Origin of the sequence: Streptomyces sp. 8N616 (assembly GCF_052246385.1) — a bacterium.
GTDB lineage: Bacteria > Actinomycetota > Actinomycetes > Streptomycetales > Streptomycetaceae > Streptomyces.
This window is the reverse complement of record NZ_JBQQBY010000030.1, coordinates 79,825-101,790: the sequence shown is the minus strand read 5'-3', so window position 1 is coordinate 101,790 and position 21,966 is coordinate 79,825. Positions and strand designations below refer to the sequence as shown.

Here is a 21,966-nt window from a genome sequence, read left to right as displayed (position 1 = left end):
TCTTCAAGCGGTCGTCGATGTGCACGTACAGTGCGGTCAAGAGGGTGTCTAACTCGGTCGTCACAACCCGATGTTGGACACCCTCCCCGCGTCCGTGAACCCCGCAATCGGAACTACTCGTCTAGCCTTCGGCAGGGGGGACCCCAGAGGACGATCCGCCGCCTTGCGATGTACCGCACCAGACGACGCGGGACGTCACGCCTGCTTCCTCAGGGCCTTGCCCGCTGTGTGACGGCGATGCAGACGAGGACGGCGAGAGCGGCGAGCGGGGCTGCGGGGGTGAGGTGTTCGCCGAGCAGCAGCACGGACCAGACGAGGGTCAGCAGGGGCTGGGCGAGCTGGAGCTGGCTGGCCCGGGCGACGCCGATCGCGGCCATGCCGCGGTACCAGACCAGCAGTCCGAGGAACTGGGAGCCCGCGGCGAGCCAGAGCAGCCCGGCGACTGCGTGGCCGGTCAGCCGTACGGGCTCGGCGAGGAGCGCGAGCGCGGCGCCGGGGACGGCGAGCGGCAGGCAGGCGATGAGCGCCCAGCCGATGACCTGCCAGCCGGGCAGGTGCCGGGCCAGCCGCCCGCCCTCGGTGTAGCCGGCCGCGCAGATCAGCAGGGCGGCGAAGAGGTAGAGGTCACCGGCCGTCGGTGCGCCGCCGCTCTGCAGCAGGGCGAAGGCGATGACGGCCGCGGCGCCGGCGAGGGCGGCGAGCCAGAAGGTCCCGGACGGCCGGGCGCCCGTGCGGACGGCCGAGAACGCGGCCGTGGTCAGCGGGAGCAGGCCCACGACCACGGCGGCGTGGGAGGTCGAGGAGGTCTGCAGGGCCAGGGTGGTCAGCAGGGGGAAGCCGACGACGACTCCGGCGGCGACGACGATCAGGCCCGCCCAGTGGCGGCGGTGGGGGACCGGGACGCGGAGGGCGAGCAGGCAGCTTCCCGCGATGAGGGCGGCGAGCACCATACGGACGGTGGTCACGGTCCACGGGCCGAGCCCCTCCAGGGCCCATGCGGTCGCCGGGAAGGTGAGGGAGAAGGCGGCCACGCCGAGGGCCGCGAGGACGGATCCGCCGGGTCCGTCCGATGCCCTGGCCGGGCGGCCGGTTCCGCTGGCGACCGCTATCGTCACCGGGGCAGTAGCGCTATCCTGTGCTCTCATGCAAGAGCGTAGCAGTGTGGCTGATCTGGCGGAACGCCTGCGGAAGGACCTGAACCGCTACTCGACAGGCGAGAAGCTGCCGTCGAGCCGGGCGCTGGTGGAGCGCTACCGGGTGAGTCCGGTGACGGTGACGCGGGCACTGGCCGTACTTGCGGGGGAGGGGCTTGTCGTGACCCGGCCGGGTGCCGGTGCCTTCCGCGCCCAGCCGCGCAGCCGGGCGCCCGAACCGGGCGACACCTCCTGGCAGGAGCTCTCGCTGAGCGCCGAATCGGCAGCAGCGTCCGGTGAACCGATCCCGCGCACCGTCGACGCCTCCGGGGTGCTCGCGACGCTCGCCGCGCCGCCGCCCGGCGTCATCGAGTTCAACGGCGGCTATCTGCACCCCGCGCTCCAGCCCGAACGTGCGCTGGCCGCGGCCCTGGCCCGCGCCGGGCGCCGTCCCGGCGCGTGGGGCCGCCCGCCGATGGAGGGCCTGGCGGAGCTGCGCGCGTGGTTCGCGCGGCAGATCGGCGGGCCAGGCGGTCCGGTGGGAGCCTCCGAGGTGCTGATCACCGCGGGCGGCCAGAGCGCCCTCTCCACGGCCCTTCGCGCGCTCGCCCCGCCCGGCGCCGCCGTCCTCGTCGAGTCGCCCACCTACCCGGGGATGCTCGCGGTCGCACGCGCGTCGGGGCTGCGCCCGGTGCCGGTCCCGGTGGACGCCGAGGGCGTACGGACCGAGCTGCTGGCCGCCGCCTTCCGGGCCACCGGAGCCCGGGTGTTCGTATGCCAGCCGCTGTTCCAGAACCCGACCGGGGCCGTGCTGGTGCCGCGGCGCCGGAGCGAGGTCCTGCGGGCGGCGCGCGAGGCCGGTGCGTTCGTGGTGGAGGACGACTTCGCGCGCGGGCTCGTGCACGAGGGCGCGGGGGAGCTGTCGCCGCCGCTCGCCGCGGAGGACCCCGACGGCGTCGTCGTCCACGTACGGTCGCTGACCAAGGTCACCTCGCCCAGCCTGCGGGTCGGCGCGCTGGCCGCCCGCGGTCCGGTGCTCAGCAGGCTGCGGGCGATCCAGGTCGTCGACAGCTTCTTCGTCCCGCGCCCGCTCCAGGAGGCGGCCCTCGAACTCGTCGGCGCGCCCGCTTGGCCCCGCCACCTGCGCACCGTCGCGGCCGAACTGCGGGCCCGCCGCGAGGCGATGGCGAGTGCGCTGGGCCGGGAACTGCCGGAACTGGGGCTCGGCCACGTCCCGTCGGGCGGCTACCACCTGTGGCTGCGGCTGCCGGAGGGCACACAGGAGGACGCGGTGGTCACCGCCGCCCTCCGCGCGGGCGTCGCGGTCGCCCCCGGCAGCCCGTACTTCGCAGCCGAACCGCCCGCGCCCCACCTGCGGTTGAGCTTCGCCGGTGTGGCGGGAGCGGGCGAGATCGCGGAGGGCGTACGGCGCCTGCGGACCGCCTGCGGCGAGGCCATGGCGTAACAGCGGTGCCCCGGGCCGGTCGGCACCGCCCCGCCCGGCGGGCCCCCGCGCCTTGGGCTCGCAGCGCTGCGGATCAGGCCCGCGGCAGCGCGCGCAGCTGCTCCGCGAGCTGGGCGATGCGGGACTTCCACGCCTTCAGGGCGGTATGGCGTTCCGCTGTCAGGTCGTTGGGGCCGGTCTGGGTCAGGACGAGCCGGGCGCCGTGGCCCGTTCCGGTGCTCAGCTCCCAGCGGACGCGGCCGCCGGTACGGCCGCCGGACTCCCACTCGTATTCGAGCAGCGCCGGTGCCTTGACCGACGTGACCGCTCCGGGGTGCACCTTCTTGCTGGTGAAGGCCTGCGGCACGGCGTCGCCGGCCTCGGGCTCCGTGGCGCCCTCGCCGGTCAGCTGCGCCCACACCTGCTCGGCGGGCTGGGTCAGCTGGCGCTCGAAGCGGACGAGCCAGCCGTCGGCCGTGTCCGAGAAGGTTCCGCTGTCCAGGCCGAACTTCTCGACGTACGAGTCGTGCAGCTCGGCTGCCGGATAGCCGGGCTCGAAGGGCCGCTCGGCGACCACCGCCTCCAGGGCGTCGAGGCAGACCTGCCAGCCACTGGCGTAACTGGCCGCGCCGTACCGGTCGTCGAAGATGTGGGTGAAGACGAGCAGAGTGCCCGCCGCGCCCTCGGGCCGCAGCTCGAAGCGCACCAGGTCGTCGCTCTCCCGGGTCGTCCCTGGGGGAGCGTGCTGGCTGAAGGCCAAGAGGCGGGGCGGGTCGAGCTCGGTGACGATCGCGTCCATGGTCGTGCCCGCGCCGTCGTCGAAGTGGATCTTCCCGCCGATGCGCAGCTCCAGCTCGGTGGCCCGGAACGGGTACCACTGGCTGAGGTGCTCCGGCTCGGTGATGGCCCGCCAGACCTTGTCCGGCGGGTGGGCCAGCCGCCGTTCGATGCGCAGGACGGGGCGGCCGTCCACGGTGGTCAGCGTCTCGTTCATGACTGATCCTTCGGGTCGCGGTCGGTACCGGGGTCGTCCGGCATGGCGTCGAGGTGTCGTTCGAGTACGTCGAGCCGCTCCTCCCAGAGTCGCCGGTACGGCGCGAGCCACGCGTCGACCTCCGCCAGGGGATCGGGGCGCAGCTCGTACCACCGCCGCTGGGCGTCCCGGCGGACTCGCACGAGGCCGGCCTCGCGCAGCACGCGCAGGTGCTTGGAGGTGCCGGGCTGGCTCAGGCCGAGGCGGTCGGTGAGTTCACCGACCAGGCGGGGGCGCTCCAGCAGCAGATCCAGGATCTGCCGGCGGGTCGGCTCTGCCAGCACGTCGAAAGGTATGGACACACCTCGAACATACTGCGAGGGCTATATAACCTCAAGGGAATGTAGCGCCCGCGGCACAGGACCGGGGCGTCAGCGTTTGCGCAGGGCGCCCGCGGTCGCGCCGGTGCGTTCGCGGAGCAGGATCCGGAGGGTGTTGGCGTGCTCGTAGCCGACCTTGCGGGCGATGACCTCCAGCGGCAGGTCCGTGGTCCGCAGCAGATGTGAGGCCCGCTCGACCCGGAGGTCCTGGACGAAGCGGACGGGCGAGGTGCCGAGCGTGCGGCGCACGACGCGCTGGAGGGTGCGCTCGCTGACGCCGAGGGCGCGCGCCGCGTCCGTCATGGCGATCGGCTCGTCCAGGTGCAGCCGCGCCCAGCGCTCGAAGGCGGCGACGGTCGGATCGCTCTGCGCGAGGGCGGCGGAGATGGTGTACGACGCCTGGGAGGGGCGTTCGTCGATCACCAGGTACCGGGCGACGAGATCGGCGAGTGCCGGGCTGGTCATCCGGACGACCGCGAGGGCGAGGTCGACGTGCCCGAAGGCGGCGCCCGCCGTCGTCACGCCGTCGGACGGGACCACCATGCGGGTCTCGTCCACCGTCACCGCCGGGTAGCGCTTGCGGAAGACGGGGGCCAGCCACCAACTCGTCGTGGCCCGGCGCCCGTCGAGCACTCCCGACTCGGCGAGCAGGAAGGTCCCCGTACAGGCCGAGGCGACCGGCGTGCGGCGTGCGCGCGTCTCGGCGACGAGGCGGCGGGTGGCCGCGGAGCCGGGTCCCGAGACATGCGCGATCAGCGCGTCCGGCCGCCGCTCGGCCAGCGCCGGAACCAGCAGCAGGTCCGCCCCCTCGGCCTCGGCGACGGGCGCGGTCGTGACCACGTGCCCCGCGCCCGTACGGACGCGGCGGCGGAAGCCGACCGTCGTGACCCGCCATGCGGGTGGCGGCTGCGGGAGTTCGCCGCGCATGGCGTTCGCCCCGTCCAGCACGTCGAGGAGCGCGGCGAGTCCCGAGTCGAAGACACCGTCGTACGCGAGCACGGCTATATCCATGACGGAAACGATATCGGATGAGTCGTTTACGACACTGGGTGCCCGGTGCCCTGGGCCTTAGATTCCCTGGTGTTCACCGAAAACCACCCGTGGAGTGCCCCATGACGAATCTCGGTCTGCTCGCCCGGATCGAAGCCAAGCCCGAGTTCGCCGACAAAGTCGAGACCCTGCTGCGCGATGCGCTGCAGCTCGCCAGGGAGGAGGACCACACCGTCACCTGGTTCGCGTTCCGGGAGAACGCCACCACCTTCGGTGTCTTCGACACCTTCGAGGACGAGCAGGGCCGCTCCGGCCACCTGCAGGGCAGGATCGCCGCCGCGCTGATGGAGGCGGCGGAGACCATGCTCGGCTCGGCACCGGACATCCGCCCCGTGGACCTCCTGGCGGTCAAGCTTCCCTGATCGGGTCCGCCCGCGGGCGCGAGCGCGTCCGGCGTGACGGGAAAGCTATGCGAGCTGTCGCAAGCGACGCTCCCGAGATCGCCGGACGCGCCCGGGTCCGCTGTATCGGCAAGCACAGGCAAGCACAGGCAAGCGCATCGGCAACGGCTCCGCGACGCGGAGCCGGCTCCCGACCGCGCCGATCTGCGGCGGCGAGGGTGGTCGTGGCGGCCGACGGGAAGCTGTACGCGCACGGGACCACCACCTGCGCCCTCTTCTCCCTGCCGGGCGCGGCCTGAAAGGCGAGGATGGAGAGCATGGGCCGGACGACCGTCGTCAATCTCAAAGGCCACCGGGACGATCCGGACTACGCGGACGTGGTCTATGTGGGCCGTCCGATGCATCGCGGCGGATGGGATCTCAAGGGCTCGCCGCTCGCCAGCCCCTTCCGCCCCGGGCCTGACGGCACGAGGGAGGAGGTCGTCGAGAAGTACCGGGCGTACCTCCTCGGCCGCCCCGACCTCCTCGCGCTGCTGCCGGAGCTGCGCGGCCACAGGCTCGGCTGCTGGTGCGTCCCCGAGCCGTGCCACGCCCAGGTCATCGCGGAACTCGCCGACGCCGGTGCGGGCGCACGCTCCGGCGACGCGGGCGGCGTCTGAGGGCGCGCGCTGCCGCGATGTCCGCGGACGGCCGGGGCTGTTGCTGCGCCCCGACGGGGAGTAGGCCGCGCTCGCCGAAGACCTTCTTGGCGACGAAGGTCGCGTTGAGTGCCTTGGGCATGCCGCAGTAGACGGCGGAGTGCAGCAGTGCCTCGACGATCTCCTCGGGGGCGAGGCCGAATTGAGGGCGGCGTTGATGCGGACCTCCAGCTGGGGCTCGCATCCGCCGAGGGCGGTGAGCAGGCCGAGCGTGACTAGTTGCCGGTCGCGCGGGGCCAGGCCCGGACGGTCGTAGATGTCGCCGAAGGCCCAGGCGACGACCTCATGGCCGAGCTTGGGCGAGATGTCGGCCAGGGAGTCGATGACCCGCTGCCGGCCTCCCCGTCTATGCGGGTCAGGACCTCCATGCCGTGGTCGAAGCGGTCCTGGCGGGTCTCGGCGGCATCGCCGGTGGTGGCCGTGGTGCTCATACGTGGTCCGTTCCGGGCTGCTCGTCGAGGAGCCGCTCATCGTGGTCGATCTTCTCGTCCAGGGCCGCGGCGTTCTGCTGCAGGCTGCGAATGCGTTCGGCCAGCCGGCTCCGGTGGTCGCGCAACATGGCGAGCCGGTCGCCGACCGTGCTGTCGCCACCGGCCCGCAGTCGCGCGAAGCTCTGCATGGCGGCGATGGACATGCCGGTCTCCCCGCGATGGACTGGACCCTGCACGAGGTGACCGACGATCATGCGGTGTTGCGCTCCGCCAAGGGTGTCGGCCCGTATCTCGAGTTCCTCCGCACGCCCGGCGTGAAGACCGTGCCAGACCGCGTCCATCTGCCCCTGTGTCGACCGATAGTTGGCCATCGGGGATCCGAACGGCATGGCCGAGTCTGATTCGGGAGAACGACGTGCTCGGCCCCCGTGATGCTGTGCAGCGCGGGGGCCGAAGGGGTGCCGTCCTCGCTCCGACTCAGGTCACTGGATTCCGGTGGCTCTGGTCACCATGCGTTGATGACCGGCGCGTCGGGTTCGTGCTGCCGCCAGGCCTCATTGATGCGCTCGAGCCGGGCCGCGGCGGCGATGCCGCACAGGGACGCGACCTTGCCGTCGCTGACTTCGAACCACACGACGCCCACGACCCGGTCGTCGACCACGGCGAGGGCGGCCGGGGAGCCGTTGACCAGCGCGAGGTGGATCGCGGGGGAGCCGCCGGCCAGCCGCCGCTTCGCGGGCGTGGGCTTGAAGCCGGCCCGCACGTAGGCGGCGATGCGCTCGCGTGTGTTGTACCGCAGCAGCCGCCTGGCCAGTCCGGCGCCGTCCGAGACCATCGTCGCGTCGTCGGTGAGCAGCGCCACCAGCCGTTCGGTGCGCCCCGACGTGGCGGCGGCGAGGAACTCCTCGACGACCCGGCGCGCGGACGCGGGGTCGGCCTCGCCGCCGCGGCGGCGCTCGGTGGCGACTCGGATCCGGGCCCGGTGGACATGCTGCTGGCTCGCGGACTCGGTGATGTCGAGGATCCCGGCGATCTCGGCGTGGCGGTACGAGAAAGCCTCACGCAGGACGTAGACGGCCCGCTCGACCGGCGAGAGGCGCTCCAAGAGGGTCAGTACGGCCAAGGACACCGATTCGCGCTGCTCGAAGGTGTCGGCCGGGCCGAGCATCGGGTCGCCCTCGAGGAGCGGCTCGGGCAGCCAGGCACCGGCCGCTCGCTCGTGGCGCGCCTGCGCCGAGCGGAGCCGGTCGAGGCAGAGATTGGTGACGACCTTGGTCAGCCACGCTTCCGGCACCTCGACCCGTTCGCGGTCTGCGGCCTGCCAGCGCAGGAACGTGTCCTGCACGGCGTCCTCGGCGTCGGCGGCCGAGCCGAGCAGACGGTACGCGAGCGAGGCCAGCCGGCCCCGGCTGGCCTCGAACCGATCGATGGCTGCGCTGTCCATGCGGAACAACCTACGCGGCGACCCTCACACCGGCCCGGTCAGGCGCGGTGGCCAGGCGGCGCTTGCGCTTCGGCATGCCGAAGGTCGGGTGGGCGATGCCCCACCCGGCCCCCTTGAGCACGCCCGACTTGAGCCGCGCAGCGGTCCGGCCGCCCAGGTACCAGGACTTCGACCGGACGTCCCCGTCCACCATCTGGAAGATCGCGTCCCGCCGCCCGAGGCTGATGTGGTTGCCGTGGTACTTCAGCCCGGTGGTCGGGACCTCGCTGCCCGTCAGGCGCGCGATGATCGCGGCGGTCGCCTGCATGTTGGTGAAGCCGGCCGAGGCGCAGGACATCGGCAGCGGCCGGCCGTTCTCGCCGATCGCGTAGGCGCAGTCACCGGCGGCGTAGACGTCCGGGTGCGAGACCGAGCGCATGGTGCGGTCGACGACGATCTGGCCGGTCTCGGCGACCTCCAGGCCGCTGGCGGCCGCGATGGGGTGCACGGCGAACCCGGCCGACCACACGGTCACGTCGGCCGGGATGGACGTACCGTCTGCGGCGATCGCCCGTGCCGGCTCGACGGCTTCGATGCCGGTGTGCTCGTGGACGGTGATGCCGAGCCGGTCGAAGGCATGGCGCAGGTGACGGCGGGCCCTCGGGGAGAGCCAGGCGCCCAGCTCGCCGCGGGCGGCGAGCGCGACCGAGAGGTCGGGCCGGGACTCGGCGAACTCGGTGGCGGTCTCGATGCCGGTCAGCCCCTCACCGACGACCAGCACGGTGCCGCCCTCGCCCAGGCCGGCCAGGCGCTCGCGCAGACGCAGCGCCGAGGACCGGCCGGTCACATCGAAGGCGTACTCGGCCACGCCGGGGACGCCATGGCGGGCTACGGAGCTGCCGAGCGCGTAGAGAAGCGTGTCGTACGCGAGCTCGCCATCGCCGTCCTCGCCGGTCACGGCGACGGTCCTGCGCTCGGGGTCGACGCCGGTGACGCGCGCCAGGCGCAGCCGCACCCCGGTGCCCGCGAATACGTCGGCGAGCTTGCGGAACGCCAGGTCCTGGCCGATCGCGAGCTGGTGGAGCCGCATCCGCTCAACGAAGTCGGGCACGGCGTTGACGACGGTGATCTCGGTGTCGGCGGGGGAGAGCCGGCGGGCCAGGTTTCCGGCGGCGAAGGCCCCGGCATATCCGGCGCCGAGTACGACGATGCGGTGCTTCATGGCGTTGCTCCTGTCTCGTTCGCGTGCCCTTCGAACGGGACGGCGCCCCGATTGCTGACAGGAGCCGGGTGTGACGCGGGTCACCGAACTAAGACGAGCGGCTGAGCCTCCGACAGACGCTTGGACCTGTCCTGGGCAGTCGAAACGGGGCGATGGCCAACTACGGATCGAGATGGCGAACGATCGGTCGGCGTCACACAAGTCAAGCGCCGGCCGGGGCGGCCTGCATTGCATAAAGCTGCCGCAGTCCGTATAGTCATGCCATCGATGAGGAGGATTTCGATGGCAGTGCGAGCGGCAGTGGCGGGAGCGAGCGGATACGCGGGCGGGGAACTGCTCCGTCTGCTGCTCGCGCACCCCGAGGTCGAGGTCGGTGCCCTGACGGGGAACTCGAACGCGGGTCAGCGGCTCGGCGCCCTCCAGCCGCACCTGCTGCCGCTCGCCGACCGCGTGCTCGAGCCGACCACCCCCGCGGCCCTCGCCGGCCACGACGTGGTCTTCCTCGCCCTGCCTCACGGGCAGTCCGCCGCCGTCGCTGACGAGCTCGGCGAGGACGTCCTGATCGTCGACTGCGGCGCCGACTTCCGGCTCCGGTCCGCGGCGGCCTGGGAGAAGTTCTACGGCTCCCCGCACGCGGGCACCTGGCCCTACGGCCTGCCCGAGCTGCCCGGGGCCCGCGGCGCGCTGCAGGGGTCCAAGCGCATCGCGGTCCCCGGCTGCTACCCGACCGCCGTCTCCCTCGCCCTCTTCCCGGCGTATGCGGCCGGGCTCGCCGAGCCGGAGGCCGTGATCGTCGCCGCCTCCGGCACCTCGGGCGCGGGCAAGTCGCCCAAGCCGCACCTGCTGGGCAGCGAGGTCATGGGCTCCATGAGCCCGTACGGCGTCGGCGGCGGCCACCGCCACACCCCCGAGATGGTCCAGAACCTCTCGGCCGCGGCGGGCGAAGAGGTCACCGTCTCCTTCACCCCCACCCTCGCGCCCATGCCCCGCGGCATCCTCGCCACCTGCCATGTGAAGGCCAGGCCGGGGACGACTCCGCTCCAGGTCCGGGAGGCGTACGAGAAGGCGCTCGCCACCGAGCCGTTCACCCACCTGCTGCCGGAGGGCCAGTGGCCGTCCACCGCGGCCGTGTACGGATCGAACGCCGCACTGATCCAGGTCGCCTACGACGAGGCCGCCGGCCGCATCGTCGCGATCAGCGCCATCGACAACCTGACCAAGGGCACCGCGGGCGGCGCGGTGCAGAGCATGAACGTCGCCCTCGGACTGCCCGAGGAGACGGGACTTTCCACGATCGGAGTCGCGCCTTGAGCGTCACGGCAGCAAAGGGATTCACGGCGGCGGGCATCGCCGCCGGGATCAAAGAGAACGGCAACCCCGACCTGGCGCTCGTCGTCAACACCGGGCCGCGCCGCGCCGCCGCGGGCGTCTTCACCTCCAACCGCGTCAAGGCCGCCCCCGTCCTCTGGTCCGAGCAGGTCCTTAAGGGCGGCCGGGTCTCCGCCGTGATCCTCAACTCCGGTGGCGCCAACGCCTGTACGGGACCGCTCGGCTTCCAGGACACCCACGCAACCGCCGAGAAGGTCGCGGACGTGCTCGGTGAGAGCGCGGCCGAGGTCGCCGTCGCCTCCACCGGCCTGATCGGCATCCGGCTGCCCATGGACAAGCTGCTGCCCGGCGTGGAGAAGGCCGCGGCCGAACTCTCTGCACACGGCGGCGAGAAGGCCGCCATCGCCATCAAGACCACGGACTCCGTCCACAAGACGGCCGTCGCCGAGGGCGAAGGCTGGACCGTCGGCGGCATGACCAAGGGCGCGGGCATGCTCGCCCCCGGTCTGGCCACCATGCTCGTCGTCCTCACCACCGACGCCGACCTCGAGGCGCCGGCGCTGGACAAGGCGCTGCGCGCCGCGACCCGTACGACCTTCGACCGGGTCGACTCCGACGGCTGCATGTCCACCAACGACACCGTGCTGCTGCTCGCCTCCGGGGCCTCCGGAGTCACGCCCGGCTACGACGCGTTCGCCGACGCGGTCACCCAGGTCTGCGACGACCTGGCCCGCCAGCTCATCGGCGACGCCGAGGGTGCCTCCAAGGACATCCGCATCGAGGTCGTGGGCGCGGCGAGCGAGGACGACGCCGTCGAGGTGGGCCGCTCCATCGCCCGCAACAACCTCCTCAAGTGCGCCATCCACGGAGAGGACCCCAACTGGGGCCGGGTGCTGTCCGCGATCGGCACCACCTCAGCCGCCTTCGAGCCGGACAGGCTGAACGTCGCCATCAACGACGTCTGGGTCTGCAGGAACGGGTCGGTCGGCGAGGACCGCGATCTGGTCGACATGCGCTACCGCGAGGTCCGTATCACCGCCGACCTGGCCGCGGGCTCCGACTCCGCGGTCATCTGGACCAACGACCTCACCGCCGACTACGTCCACGAGAACAGCGCCTACTCCTCATGAGCACCCGTAAGCACACCGCCCTGCCCAAGGCGCAGACCCTCATCGAGGCGCTGCCCTGGCTGACCCGCCACCACGGCAAGACCGTCGTCATCAAGTTCGGTGGCAACGCCATGGTCGACGAGGAGCTGAAGGCCGCCTTCGCCCAGGACGTGGTCTTTCTGCGGCACGCCGGACTCAAGCCGGTCGTCGTGCACGGCGGCGGCCCGCAGATCAGCGCGCACCTCGACAAGCTGGGCCTGGTCTCGGAGTTCAAGGCCGGCCTTCGCGTGACCACGCCCGAGGCGATGGACGTCGTACGGATGGTGCTCGCCGGGCAGGTGCAGCGCGAGCTCGTCGGGCTGCTCAACCAGCACGGCCCGCTCGCGGTCGGCATGACCGGCGAGGACGCGCACACCATGACCGCGACCAAGCGCTACGCCCGGATCGACGGCGAGACCGTGGACATCGGCCGGGTCGGCGATATCACCGAGATCGACGCGGGCGCCATCCAGGCGCTGCTGGACGACGGCCGGATCCCCGTCGTCTCCTCCATCGCCCGCAGCGCCGACGACGGCCACGTCTACAACATCAACGCGGACACCGCCGCTGCCGCGCTCGCCGCCGCGCTGGGCGCCGAGACGCTGATGGTCCTCACCGACGTCGAGGGCCTGTACGAGGACTGGCCGAACAGCGACGACGTGATCAGCAGACTCACCGCGAGCGAGCTGGAGAAGCTGCTGCCCGGCCTCGCCAGCGGCATGGTCCCCAAGATGGAGGGCTGCCTGTACGCCGTACGCAACGGCGTACACACCGCGCGCGTCATCGACGGCCGCGTCCAGCACTCGATCCTGCTGGAGATCTTCACCGACGAGGGCATCGGCACGATGGTCGTGCCCGACTCGCCCGATACGTCCGAGGAGGGGCACGCATGACCAACCAGGAGCTGACCCAGCGCTGGCAGGGCGCCCTGATGGACAACTACGGCACGCCGCGGCTGCCCCTCGTCCGCGGCGAGGGCACCAAGGTCTGGGACGCCGAGGGCACCGAGTACACCGACTTCGTCAGCGGCATCGCCGTCAACTCCCTCGGCCACGCCCACCCGGCCGTCGTCCTGGCCGTGTCGGACCAGATCGCGACGCTCGGGCACGTCTCCAACCTCTTCGTCGCCGAACCGCCCGTCGCCCTCGCCGAGCGGCTGCTCCAGCTCCTCGGCCGCCCGGGGAGGGTCTACTTCTCCAACTCCGGTGCGGAGGCGGTCGAAGCGGCCTTCAAGATCGGGCGGCGCACCGGCCGTACCCACATGGTCGCCGCCCTCGGCGGCTTCCACGGCCGCACCATGGGCGCCCTCGCACTCACCGGACAGCCCGCGAAGCAGGACCCCTTCCTGCCGCTGCCCGGCGAGGTCACCCATGTGCCGTACGGGGACGCGGACGCGCTCCGGGCGGCCGTCACCACGGACACCGCCCTCGTCGTCCTCGAACCCGTCCAGGGCGAGAACGGCGTCGTCGTCCCGCCCAAGGGCTACTTGGCCGCCGCCCGCGAGATCACCCGCGCCACGGGCACGCTGCTCGTCCTCGACGAGGTCCAGACCGGCATCGGCCGTACGGGCCACTGGTTCGAGCACCAGGCCCAGGGCGTCGAGCCCGATGTGGTCACCCTGGCCAAGGGCCTCGGCGGCGGCCTGCCGATCGGCGCCACCATCGCCTTCGGGGCGGCCGCCGACCTCCTGACGCCGGGTCAGCACGGCTCCACCTTCGGCGGGAACCCGGTCGCGTGCGCCGCCGCGCTCGCCGTCCTCGACACCATCCAGACCGAGGGAATCCTCGACCAGGTCAAGCGCATCGGCGAGCGGCTGCGCTCCGGAATCGAGGCGCTCGGGCACCCGCTCGTCGGCCATGTCCGCGGCGCGGGCCTCCTGCTGGGTATGGTGCTCACCGAGTCCGTTGCGCCCGGGGTGCAGCGGGCGGCGCAGGACGCCGGTCTCCTGGTGAACGCTCTTCAGCCCGACGTGGTGCGGCTCGCCCCGCCCCTGATCGTCGGTGACGACGAGGTGGACGCGTTCCTCGGGGCGCTCCCGGCCGTTCTCGACGCCGCGTACGGGGACCGACGATCCGGAGAATGACGACGATGACCGAGGCGCAGGACAGCGAGCGCGGCAGAGCCGACAACGGAGGGCCCGAGCACGGCGGGCAGGCCGTACCGCAGACCCGTACCGCGCGCCACCGCCGGATCGTCGACATCCTCAACCGGCAGCCGGTGCGATCGCAGAGCCAGCTCGCCAAGCTGCTCGCCGACGACGGGCTCTCCGTCACCCAGGCCACCCTCTCCCGCGACCTGGACGAGCTCGGCGCGGTGAAGATCCGTAACACCGGCGGCGAGCTGATCTACGCGGTGCCGAGCGAGGGCGGTGACCGTACGCCGAAGGCCCCGCTCGGCGAGTCGGCCAAGGAGGAGCGGATGCGCCGCCTCTCCGGCGAACTCCTCATCTCCGCCGAGGCCTCGGCCAACCTGGTGGTGCTGCGCACCCCGCCCGGCGCGGCCCAGTTCCTCGCCTCGGCCATCGACCAGGCGGAGCTGCACGACATCCTCGGCACGATCGCGGGGGACGACACGCTGCTCCTCATCAGCCGCGCCTCGGACGGGGGCCAGGCTCTGGCGGACCATCTGCTGCGGCTGGCGCAGAAGGCGCGCTGAACTGCCCGGTACGCCCTGGGCGTACGGCAGCCCGTACGCGGCCCGCGCAGCCGCGAGTCACCCCACCTCGGCGAACTGCAGGAAGCCCGCCGTGCACCAGGTGCTGCCGTCGAGGCCCACCGCGACCGCCTCCACGCCGGGGAGCTCCTCCAGCCAGTCGCGCGCGGCCGAGCCCCGGGCGAAGGCCGCCGTGGCCCAGGCGTCCGCAGCGGTCAGGCCGCGGGCCAGCACGGTGACGGAGGCGAGCGGGTGGCGGGGCGGGGCGCCGGTACGCGGGTCCAGCACGTGGCAGCCGCGCTCCGCGGTGCCCGAGGTGGCCACGGCCAGCTCCCCGGCCCCTTCGACCACGGCCACGAGCTCGCCCGGCTGCAGCGGATCACTGATGCCGATGCGCCACGGACGGCGCTCCTCCCGGTGGCCGCTCAGCTGGATGTCCCCGCCGCCGTTGATGCAGCTGTCGCCGACACCGCGGACGGCCAGCAGCCGCGAAGCGCGCTCCACCGCCCACCCCTTGACCAGCCCGGTGGGGTCGAGCCCGCCCGCGTACCGGGTGCTGAACCAGCCGTCGCTGCGCGCCTCCGCGGCCTCGCACAGGGCCAGCACCTCGCAGACCAGCGGATCGCACTCCGCCGCGGTCAGCTCGCCGCGGGCCAGCCGGCTCAGCTCGCTCTCCGGCTTGTAGAGCGAGAACAGCCGGTCCACCTCGTGCAGCCAGTGCACGGCCTCGTCCACCGCCGCGGCCGTGCTCGCCCGCGCGGCCGCCTCGCCGCGGATGTCGAACGAGAACACCGTGCCCATCGCGTGTTCGACGCGGCGCAGCCGCCGCCGCTCAGACACCGGCCTTGTCCAGTGCGCTCTGCAGGGAGCTGATATAGCCCTCGCTGGTGTACGAAGCCCCGGACACGGCGTCGATCGCGCTGCTCTGAGCCGCTACCGCCGCCTTGTTGAGCTGGGGGACCGCCGACGACGTGATCTCCTTGGAGCGCGGGGCCGACGAAGGGGCCTGCACCGCGGAGGCCTCCGTGATCCGGCTTCCGGCCACGGTGATCCGGACCTGCACCGGACCGTAGTCGGTCTCCGCGGTGTCACCGGTGACGGTGCGGGGCGCGGCGGCCTCAGGGGGATCGGCGGGCTGCTCCGGCGCCTCCGGCTGCCCGGATTCCTGCGGCGGCTCAGCCGGTTGCTGGGGCTCCTGCTGCCCGCCGGGGTTCCCGCCGCCCAACTGCTCCGACTGCCCCTGGCCGCCGGCCGGGGGAGCGGAGGCGGCGGGGACGGAGGCCGGCGGCGCCGCGGGCAGCCCGCCCACCGGAGCCCCGGCCTGTGTCGAACTGCCGGGCAGCCCCGGCGCCTTGAGCGCCAGCAGCAGCACGACGCCGGAGACCGTGGCGGCGGTGCTCAGCAGCACGCGCCGCATCGGATGCTTCTTCATGGGCTCACCATTCGAAGGACTCGTGGTGGATACGGGGGGCCGGGACGCCCGCCTCCCGCAGGGCGGCGAAGGACTCCTCGGCAAGACCCGGCGGTCCGCACAGATACGCGTCGTGCTTGTCGATGTCGGGGAGGACCCTGCGCAGGTTCTCCGCGCTGATCTCGGGACGGGCGCCGTCCGGTCCGTTCACCGCGTACAGCAGCTTGGCTCCGCGCGCGTCCGCGATGGCCTTCAACTCGTCCCACAGCGCCAGGTCTTCGTGCCGCCGCGCCCGGTAGAGCAGGGTCAGGTCCCCGGGCCGGGCGGGGATCGTCTCGAAGAGCGCGCGCATCGGGGTGATCCCGGCCCCGCCCGCGATGAGCAGCACCTTGGTACCGCGGCCGCGCTGCCTGCGGGCGGCGGTGAGCGCGCCGTACGGCCCCTCCGCCCAGACCCGGGTGCCGGGCTCCAGCCTGGCCAGTGCCGTGCTGTGGTCGCCCGCGGCCTTCACGGTGATCCGGAGCCGGTCGTCGCGGGGTGTGGCGGAGAGCGAGTACGGATTGGCCGTCCAGCGCAGCTTCTTGGCGAGGAACCGCCAGCGGAAGAACTGCCCGGCCTCCGCGCCCAGCTTGTCGAGCCGCCGCCCGGTCATGATCACGGAGACGACGCCGGGCGCCTCGTCGACCGTCGACTCCACGCGCAGGCGGTGCCGGAGGTTGAGGCGTACGGGCGTGAGCACCCGGTACCAGATCACCAGCCCGGTCGCCGTGCCGTACAGCGCGTACCAGACGGTGCGGGCGGCCGGGTCGGTGGCGAATTCGGCGCCGGTGGAGAGCTGGTGCCAGAAGGCGAGGAAGACCGCCGCGTAGGTCAGCAGATGCAGGTAGTACCAGGTCTCGTAGCGGATCCGGCGGCGTACGAGGCCGGCCGAGATACCGGCGACGAGCAGCAGCAGGCCCGTGCCGATGGCCGCCTCGATCATGTCGGGATAGTCGAGGACGACGCTGAAGGCCTGCTCGACGAAGGCGGTGCCCGCCTGTGTCGCGTAGCCGCCCACGATCAGCCCGATGTGGGCGAGGACGAGACAGACGGTGTAGCGGCCCGCCATCGCGTGCCAGCGCGTCACCCGGTCGGAACCCACCCGGCGTTCGAGGGCGGGGACCCGGGCCATCAGCGCGACCACGACGGCGGTGGAGTAGCCGGACAGCAGGCCGGTGATCCGGCCCGCGCCGGTGAGCCAGTCGGCGGTGGCCGAGACCGCCGTGGTGTTCTGCCACCACAGCCCGAGCACCGCGACTGCACCGCCCCACAGGAATGCGAGCAGGGGTTTCTCGGGGGAGCGGCGCGGCCGCATGCGCCGCTCGGCCTGACGCTTGGCGGCCCTGCCCTGGTACGGAATGGTCGTCGTCAACGGTCTCGCCTCCCATGGCGCCCTGCGCGACCTGTGTTGACGAGTGATACGGAGAGGGCGGGGCGGCGACTCAATGGCCGGGAGGATTCGCCGCGAGGTTCACGACGACCGCCCCCGCGCCCGGCCCGTTGGCCTCGCCGAAGTGGCTCCGGATTCCGGCCGTTCTCGCGGAGGTGGGCGGTCGTGATCGATCAGTGCCACCAGCTCTGGCGGGCCCCCGGCCGGGATCGCGCTGGTCGGACCGGGTGCCCAAGGCGAGGCGGGCCGTACGGGCCGTGGCCCGTAGCCGCGGGTCCTCGTCCGCCGACGTGCGCACGGCTGCACCTCGTCGCACGCACCGTCGGCCGCCCTCCCGAGCGCCGCCTCCAGCTCCGCTTCGGTGCCCGTTGACGAAACATACGGAGGAGTGCATACTTATTCCATCAGTGAATGCACCGTAAGGAGAGACCCGTGACCGAGCGCGTCGTACTCGCCTACTCAGGCGGCCTGGACACCTCCGTCGCCATCGGCTGGATCGCCGAGGAGACGGGCGCCGAGGTCATCGCCGTTGCCGTGGACGTCGGCCAGGGCGGCGAGGACCTGGACGTCATCCGCAAGCGCGCGCTCGCCTGCGGTGCGGTCGAGGCGGAGGTCGCGGACGCCAAGGACGAGTTCGCCGATGAGTACTGCCTCCCGGCGATCAAGGCGAACGCGCTGTACATGGACCGCTACCCGCTGGTCTCGGCGCTCTCCCGGCCCACCATCGTCAAGCACCTCGTCGCCGCCGCCAAGAAGCACGGCGCGACCACCGTCGCCCACGGCTGCACCGGCAAGGGCAACGACCAGGTGCGGTTCGAGGCGGGCATCTCCTCCCTCGCCCCCGGCCTGAAGTGCATCGCCCCGGTCCGGGACTACGCGATGACCCGGGACAAGGCGATCGCCTTCTGCGAGGAGAAGGGCCTGCCGATCGCGACGACCAAGAAGTCCCCGTACTCCATCGACCAGAACGTCTTCGGGCGGGCCGTCGAGACCGGCTTCCTCGAGGACATCTGGAACGGACCGGTCGAGGACGTCTACGAGTACACGGAGAACCCGGCGACCCCGCGCGAGGCCGACGAGGTGACCATCACCTTCAAGCAGGGCGTCCCGGTCGCCATCGACGGCAAGCCCGTCACCGTGCTCCAGGCGATCCAGCAGCTCAACGAGCGGGCCGGCGCCCAGGGCATCGGCCGGATCGACATGGTCGAGGACCGGCTCGTCGGCATCAAGTCCCGGGAGATCTACGAGGCGCCCGGCGCGATCGCGCTGATCACCGCGCACCAGGAGCTGGAGAACGTCACCGTCGAGCGCGAGCTGGCCCGCTACAAGCGGCAGGTCGAGCAGCGGTGGAGCGAGCTCGTCTACGACGGCCTGTGGTTCTCCCCGCTCAAGCGGGCCCTCGACGGCTTCGTCAACGAGGCCAGCGAGCATGTCTCGGGCGACATCCGGATGACGCTGCACGGAGGCCGGGCGGTCGTCACGGGCCGGCGGTCGCAGGAGTCGCTGTACGACTTCAACCTGGCGACGTACGACACGGGTGACACCTTCGACCAGTCGCTGTCGAAGGGCTTCATCGAGATCTTCGGCATGTCGTCGAAGATCGCGGCCAAGCGGGATCTGGCCTGATTCGATAGGCACAGGCACAGGCACAACAGCCGCATCCTCGCCGTGACAAGGCGGGGAGGCGGTCGGCTGGGGGCCTGGGGGGCGTCCCCCAGAAAACGCAGCACCACCCTTGAGGAGCGTAAGCAGTGAGCAACGGCAACAGTGGCGATGTCCGGCTGTGGGGCGGCCGGTTCGCCGACGGACCGGCCGAGGCCCTGGCCAAGCTGTCGGCGTCCGTCCACTTCGACTGGCGGCTCGCGCCGTACGACATCGCCGGTTCCCGTGCCCACGCGCGCGTGCTCCACAAGGCCGGGCTGCTGACCGCCGACGAGCTGGAGCGGATGCTCACCGGACTCGACCGGCTCGAAGCCGACGTCGCCAACGGCAGCTTCACCGGCACGATCGCCGACGAGGACGTGCACACCGCCCTGGAGCGCGGGCTGCTGGAACGGCTCGGCCCCGACCTCGGAGGCAAGCTGCGGGCCGGCCGGTCCCGCAACGACCAGATCGCGACGCTCTTCCGGATGTACCTGCGGGACCACGCCCGCATCATCGGCGGCCTGATCGCCGACCTCCAGGGGGCGCTCATCGGCCTCGCCGAGGCGCACCCCGACGTCGCCATGCCGGGCCGTACGCACCTCCAGCACGCCCAGCCCGTCCTCTTCGCCCACCACGTCCTCGCCCACGTCCAGGCGCTCATCCGGGACGCGGAGCGGCTGCGCCAGTGGGACGAGCGCACGGCGGTCTCGCCGTACGGCTCGGGCGCGCTCGCGGGCTCCTCGCTCGGCCTCGACCCGGAGGCGGTCGCCGCCGACCTCGGCTTCGAGCGCGGCTCCTCGGGCAACTCCATCGACGGCACGGCCTCCCGTGACTTCGTCGCCGAATTCGCCTTCATCACCGCGATGATCGGAATCGACGTCTCCCGGATCGCCGAGGAGGTCATCATCTGGAACACGAAGGAGTTCTCCTTCGTGACCCTCCACGATGCGTTCTCGACCGGCTCTTCGATCATGCCGCAGAAGAAGAACCCGGACATCGCGGAGCTGGCCCGCGGCAAGTCGGGGCGCCTGATCGGCAATCTGACGGGCCTGCTGACGACGCTGAAGGCGCTCCCGCTCGCGTACAACCGCGACCTGCAGGAGGACAAGGAGCCGGTCTTCGACTCCTGCGACACGCTGGAGGTGCTGCTGCCCGCGTTCACCGGGATGATGGCGACCCTCACGGTCAACCGCGAGCGCATGGAGGAGCTGGCCCCTGCCGGGTTCTCGCTGGCGACCGACATCGCGGAGTGGCTGGTCAGGCAGGGTGTGCCGTTCCGCGTGGCGCACGAGGTCGCGGGCGAGTGCGTCAAGGAGTGCGAGGCGCACGGCATCGAGCTGGATCAGCTGACGGACGATCAGTTCGCCCAGATCTCGCCGCATCTGACGCCGGAGGTCCGTACGGTCCTGAACGTGCCGGGCGCGCTCGCCTCGCGCAGCGGACGCGGCGGCACGGCGCCGTCCGCGGTGGCCGTCCAGCTCGCCGAGGTCAAGGCCGACCTGGCGGAGCAGAAGGCCTGGGCGACGGCCAAGGGCTGAGGAGAGCTGAGGGATTGGGAGGTTTCGCCATGGCCTTCGCCCGGCTCGCGGAAGCCGCCACGCCGACCGCCCGCATCGGGCTCGGCCTGGCCGCCGTCGGCCGGCCCGGGTACATCAACCTCGGCCGGGGCCGTGATCTGCCCGCCGGTCGCACGGTCGACGCGATGCGCGAGCGCGCGCACGAGCTGCTGGATTCGGCGTACGAGCGCGGAGTGCGGTACGTCGACGTGGCGCGCTCGTACGGGCGGTCCGAGGAGTTTCTCGCGGACTGGCTGCGGCGGCGCCCGGACACGCGGGACGTCGTGGTGGGCAGCAAGTGGGGCTACACGTACACCGCGGACTGGCGCACCGACGCCGAGGTGCACGAGGTCAAGGACCACGGTGTGGCGACGTACGACCAGCAGCTCGCCGAGACCCGGCGGCTGCTGGGGAAGCGGCTCGACCTGTACCAGGTCCACTCCGTCACGCCGGACAGCCCCGCCCTCACCGACCGGGCGCTCCACGACCGCCTGGCCCGGCTCGCCGGCGAGGGCGTGACGATCGGGCTGTCGACGAGCGGGCCAGGGCAGGGGGATGCCATCCGCGCGGCGCTCGACGTCACGGTGGGCGGTGAGCCGCTGTTCAGGAGCGTTCAGGCCACGTACAACGTGCTGGAGACCTCGGCCGGGCAGGCGTTGGCCGAGGCCCATCAGGCGGGCCTCGCGGTGATCGTCAAGGAGGCCATGGCCAACGGCCGTCTGGCGACGGCCGCGGAGGCTCCTCCGGAGGTGACCGCGATCGCCGAGGCGACGGGTACGGCGTGCGACACGGTCGCCCTCGCTGCCGTGCTCCATGAGCCGTGGGCCACGGTAGTCCTTTCCGGCGCGGCCACGGTCGGCCAGCTCGCGTCCAACATCGCGGCCGCGCACGTGGAACTGGACGAGCGGCAGCTCGCGCGTCTCGCCGGACTTGCGGAGGACCCCGGCGCCTACTGGCGCCACCGCTCGTCCCTGCCATGGGCTTGAGCCGCCCACGCGTCGCCAAGGCCGCCGGGATGAGCCGGGCCACTGTGCACCGGCAGTTCGCCGGTCGGGACGCGCTCGTACGCGCATGCTCGGAGTGCTCGGCACCCAGCTGGTCGAGGAGGGCCTCCCCTTGTTCGCCCGGCGCCAACTCACGCTCCCCGCGCCCCTGCTGGACATGCGGCTCTTCCGGCACCGCGCGAGTTCTCCGGCGCCGCGCTGGCCGACCTGCCCACGATCCTGGGCCTGTCGGGGCTGGTCTTCTTCCTGTCGCAGTTCCTGCAACTCGTGCAGGAGCGCGAGCCGCTGGAGGCCGGGCTCGCCGAGCTGCCCGCCGCCGTCGGCGCCGTGGCGACCGGGCTCGTGGCCGGAATCGTCGCCCGGCGCTGCTCCGTACGGGCGGTCGTCGCGGGCGGTCTTGCGGCCCTCGGCCTCGCGCTCGTCGCGCTGACCCCGCTGCACGCGGGCACCGGCTACCCGCTGGTCGGTGCGGTGCTGCTGGTCGTCGGCGCCGGCGCGGGCTTCTCGTTCACCGTCACCGCGGACGTCATCCTCTCCAGCGTCCCCAAGGAGCAGGCGGGCGCCGCCTCGGCCGTGTCCGAGACGGCGTACGAACTGGGCTCGGCGCTGGGCATCGCTCCTCGGCGCGGCCGTCACCAGCGGGAGCCAGGAGATTCGTTCCGCCGCGGCGGCCGGTAACGACGGTGGCCGCGCCGGAA

General features: G+C 72.5%; 21 protein-coding genes and 4 pseudogenes. 14 read left to right on the top strand and 11 right to left on the bottom strand.

Features of this window, described 5'->3' with window-relative positions; genetic code table 11:
- Window positions 1-209 precede the first annotated feature (209 nt).
- Window positions 210-1,145, bottom strand: coding sequence for a DMT family transporter (locus ACTWQC_RS25625; protein WP_443318145.1), 936 nt, complete (start codon window positions 1,143-1,145; stop codon window positions 210-212).
- Here ACTWQC_RS25625 and ACTWQC_RS25620 point away from each other — a divergent pair.
- Entirely contained in the window at window positions 1,144-2,598 is a 1,455-nt protein-coding gene (locus ACTWQC_RS25620) for an aminotransferase-like domain-containing protein (protein ID WP_443318144.1), read from the top strand. The genes ACTWQC_RS25625 and ACTWQC_RS25620 overlap by 2 nt on opposite strands.
- A 73-nt stretch (window positions 2,599-2,671) precedes the next feature.
- On the opposite strand, the gene ACTWQC_RS25615 is transcribed toward ACTWQC_RS25620, so the two are convergent.
- The 3 genes from ACTWQC_RS25615 to ACTWQC_RS25605 form a co-directional block, all read right to left on the bottom strand.
- Entirely contained in the window at window positions 2,672-3,571 is a 900-nt protein-coding gene (locus ACTWQC_RS25615; protein WP_443318143.1) for an SRPBCC family protein, read from the bottom strand.
- Complete coding sequence (locus ACTWQC_RS25610) at window positions 3,568-3,912, bottom strand: ArsR/SmtB family transcription factor (RefSeq protein ID WP_443318142.1); 345 nt, start codon at window positions 3,910-3,912, stop codon at window positions 3,568-3,570. The genes ACTWQC_RS25615 and ACTWQC_RS25610 overlap by 4 nt, the downstream gene beginning before the upstream one ends.
- Window positions 3,913-3,981: 69 nt before the next feature.
- The gene (locus tag ACTWQC_RS25605) at window positions 3,982-4,941 is read right to left on the bottom strand and encodes a GlxA family transcriptional regulator (RefSeq protein ID WP_443318141.1); all 960 of its coding nucleotides are present in this window, start codon (window positions 4,939-4,941) and stop codon (window positions 3,982-3,984) included.
- A 101-nt stretch (window positions 4,942-5,042) separates the two neighbouring features.
- Between ACTWQC_RS25605 and ACTWQC_RS25600 the strand changes: the two genes are divergently transcribed.
- Both ACTWQC_RS25600 and ACTWQC_RS25595 read left to right on the top strand, forming a co-directional pair.
- Complete coding sequence (locus ACTWQC_RS25600) at window positions 5,043-5,342, top strand: putative quinol monooxygenase (RefSeq protein WP_443318140.1); 300 nt, start codon at window positions 5,043-5,045, stop codon at window positions 5,340-5,342.
- Window positions 5,343-5,638: 296 nt separating this feature from the next.
- Complete coding sequence (locus ACTWQC_RS25595) at window positions 5,639-5,980, top strand: DUF4326 domain-containing protein (RefSeq protein ID WP_443318139.1); 342 nt, start codon at window positions 5,639-5,641, stop codon at window positions 5,978-5,980.
- 34 nt (window positions 5,981-6,014) lie between these two features.
- Here the strand turns inward: ACTWQC_RS25595 and ACTWQC_RS25590 are convergent.
- Together ACTWQC_RS25590 and ACTWQC_RS25585 are read right to left on the bottom strand one after the other, a co-directional pair.
- A pseudogene (locus tag ACTWQC_RS25590) lies at window positions 6,015-6,387 on the bottom strand (carboxymuconolactone decarboxylase family protein); the annotation flags it as partial.
- A 59-nt stretch (window positions 6,388-6,446) separates the two neighbouring features.
- Window positions 6,447-6,653, bottom strand: coding sequence for a MerR family DNA-binding protein (locus tag ACTWQC_RS25585; protein ID WP_443318138.1), 207 nt, complete (start codon window positions 6,651-6,653; stop codon window positions 6,447-6,449).
- A gap of 12 nt (window positions 6,654-6,665) precedes the next feature.
- Between ACTWQC_RS25585 and ACTWQC_RS25580 the strand changes: the two are divergent.
- A pseudogene (locus tag ACTWQC_RS25580) lies at window positions 6,666-6,800 on the top strand (VOC family protein); the annotation flags it as partial.
- A gap of 155 nt (window positions 6,801-6,955) precedes the next feature.
- Here the strand turns inward: ACTWQC_RS25580 and ACTWQC_RS25575 are convergent.
- Both ACTWQC_RS25575 and ACTWQC_RS25570 read right to left on the bottom strand, forming a co-directional pair.
- Window positions 6,956-7,894 carry a sigma-70 family RNA polymerase sigma factor gene (locus ACTWQC_RS25575; RefSeq protein ID WP_443318137.1) on the bottom strand — a complete coding sequence of 313 codons (939 nt, stop codon included), beginning with the start codon at window positions 7,892-7,894 and terminating at the stop codon, window positions 6,956-6,958.
- Between the two features lie 10 nt (window positions 7,895-7,904).
- On the bottom strand, window positions 7,905-9,095 hold the full coding sequence (locus ACTWQC_RS25570) for an NAD(P)/FAD-dependent oxidoreductase (protein WP_443318136.1): 1,191 nt from the start codon (window positions 9,093-9,095) through the stop codon (window positions 7,905-7,907).
- Window positions 9,096-9,377: 282 nt separating this feature from the next.
- Between ACTWQC_RS25570 and argC the strand changes: the two genes are divergently transcribed.
- From argC to ACTWQC_RS25545, 5 genes are read left to right on the top strand one after another with little or no spacing between them, the layout of a single operon-like run.
- Window positions 9,378-10,406, top strand: coding sequence for an N-acetyl-gamma-glutamyl-phosphate reductase (gene argC / locus ACTWQC_RS25565; protein WP_443318135.1), 1,029 nt, complete (start codon window positions 9,378-9,380; stop codon window positions 10,404-10,406).
- Window positions 10,403-11,554, top strand: a complete 1,152-nt coding sequence (gene argJ, locus ACTWQC_RS25560; protein WP_443318134.1) for a bifunctional glutamate N-acetyltransferase/amino-acid acetyltransferase ArgJ — start codon at window positions 10,403-10,405, stop codon at window positions 11,552-11,554. Before argC ends, argJ begins: the two co-directional genes overlap by 4 nt.
- Window positions 11,551-12,465 (top strand): acetylglutamate kinase, encoded by a 915-nt coding sequence (gene argB / locus ACTWQC_RS25555; protein WP_443318133.1) that lies wholly within the window; start codon window positions 11,551-11,553, stop codon window positions 12,463-12,465. The genes argJ and argB overlap by 4 nt, the downstream gene beginning before the upstream one ends.
- Complete coding sequence (locus ACTWQC_RS25550; protein ID WP_443318132.1) at window positions 12,462-13,655, top strand: acetylornithine transaminase; 1,194 nt, start codon at window positions 12,462-12,464, stop codon at window positions 13,653-13,655. The genes argB and ACTWQC_RS25550 overlap by 4 nt, the downstream gene beginning before the upstream one ends.
- Before the next feature lie 5 nt (window positions 13,656-13,660).
- Window positions 13,661-14,227, top strand: a complete 567-nt coding sequence (locus tag ACTWQC_RS25545; RefSeq protein WP_443318150.1) for an arginine repressor — start codon at window positions 13,661-13,663, stop codon at window positions 14,225-14,227.
- A 57-nt stretch (window positions 14,228-14,284) separates the two neighbouring features.
- Here the strand turns inward: ACTWQC_RS25545 and ACTWQC_RS25540 are convergent, their stop codons facing one another.
- From ACTWQC_RS25540 to ACTWQC_RS25530, 3 genes are read right to left on the bottom strand one after another with little or no spacing between them, the layout of a single operon-like run.
- The gene (locus ACTWQC_RS25540; RefSeq protein ID WP_443318149.1) at window positions 14,285-15,025 is read right to left on the bottom strand and encodes an FAD:protein FMN transferase; all 741 of its coding nucleotides are present in this window, start codon (window positions 15,023-15,025) and stop codon (window positions 14,285-14,287) included.
- Between the two features lie 31 nt (window positions 15,026-15,056).
- Entirely contained in the window at window positions 15,057-15,656 is a 600-nt protein-coding gene (locus tag ACTWQC_RS25535) for an FMN-binding protein (protein ID WP_443318131.1), read from the bottom strand.
- A 4-nt stretch (window positions 15,657-15,660) separates the two neighbouring features.
- Window positions 15,661-17,046: a ferredoxin reductase family protein gene (locus tag ACTWQC_RS25530; protein ID WP_443318130.1), complete on the bottom strand. Its 1,386-nt coding sequence runs from the start codon at window positions 17,044-17,046 to the stop codon at window positions 15,661-15,663.
- A gap of 450 nt (window positions 17,047-17,496) precedes the next feature.
- Here ACTWQC_RS25530 and ACTWQC_RS25525 point away from each other — a divergent pair, with 450 nt between their 5' ends.
- From ACTWQC_RS25525 to ACTWQC_RS25505, 5 genes and pseudogenes are all read left to right on the top strand, one after another.
- Window positions 17,497-18,690, top strand: a complete 1,194-nt coding sequence (locus ACTWQC_RS25525; protein ID WP_443318129.1) for an argininosuccinate synthase — start codon at window positions 17,497-17,499, stop codon at window positions 18,688-18,690.
- A gap of 125 nt (window positions 18,691-18,815) precedes the next feature.
- On the top strand, window positions 18,816-20,246 hold the full coding sequence (argH, locus tag ACTWQC_RS25520) for an argininosuccinate lyase (RefSeq protein WP_443318128.1): 1,431 nt from the start codon (window positions 18,816-18,818) through the stop codon (window positions 20,244-20,246).
- A 29-nt stretch (window positions 20,247-20,275) separates the two neighbouring features.
- On the top strand, window positions 20,276-21,250 hold the full coding sequence (locus tag ACTWQC_RS25515; RefSeq protein WP_443318127.1) for an aldo/keto reductase: 975 nt from the start codon (window positions 20,276-20,278) through the stop codon (window positions 21,248-21,250).
- Between the two features lie 11 nt (window positions 21,251-21,261).
- Window positions 21,262-21,345 (top strand): annotated as a pseudogene (locus ACTWQC_RS25510) (TetR family transcriptional regulator); the annotation flags it as partial.
- A gap of 38 nt (window positions 21,346-21,383) precedes the next feature.
- Window positions 21,384-21,886, top strand: a pseudogene (locus ACTWQC_RS25505) (MFS transporter); the annotation flags it as partial.
- Between the last annotated feature and the right edge of the window lie 80 nt (window positions 21,887-21,966).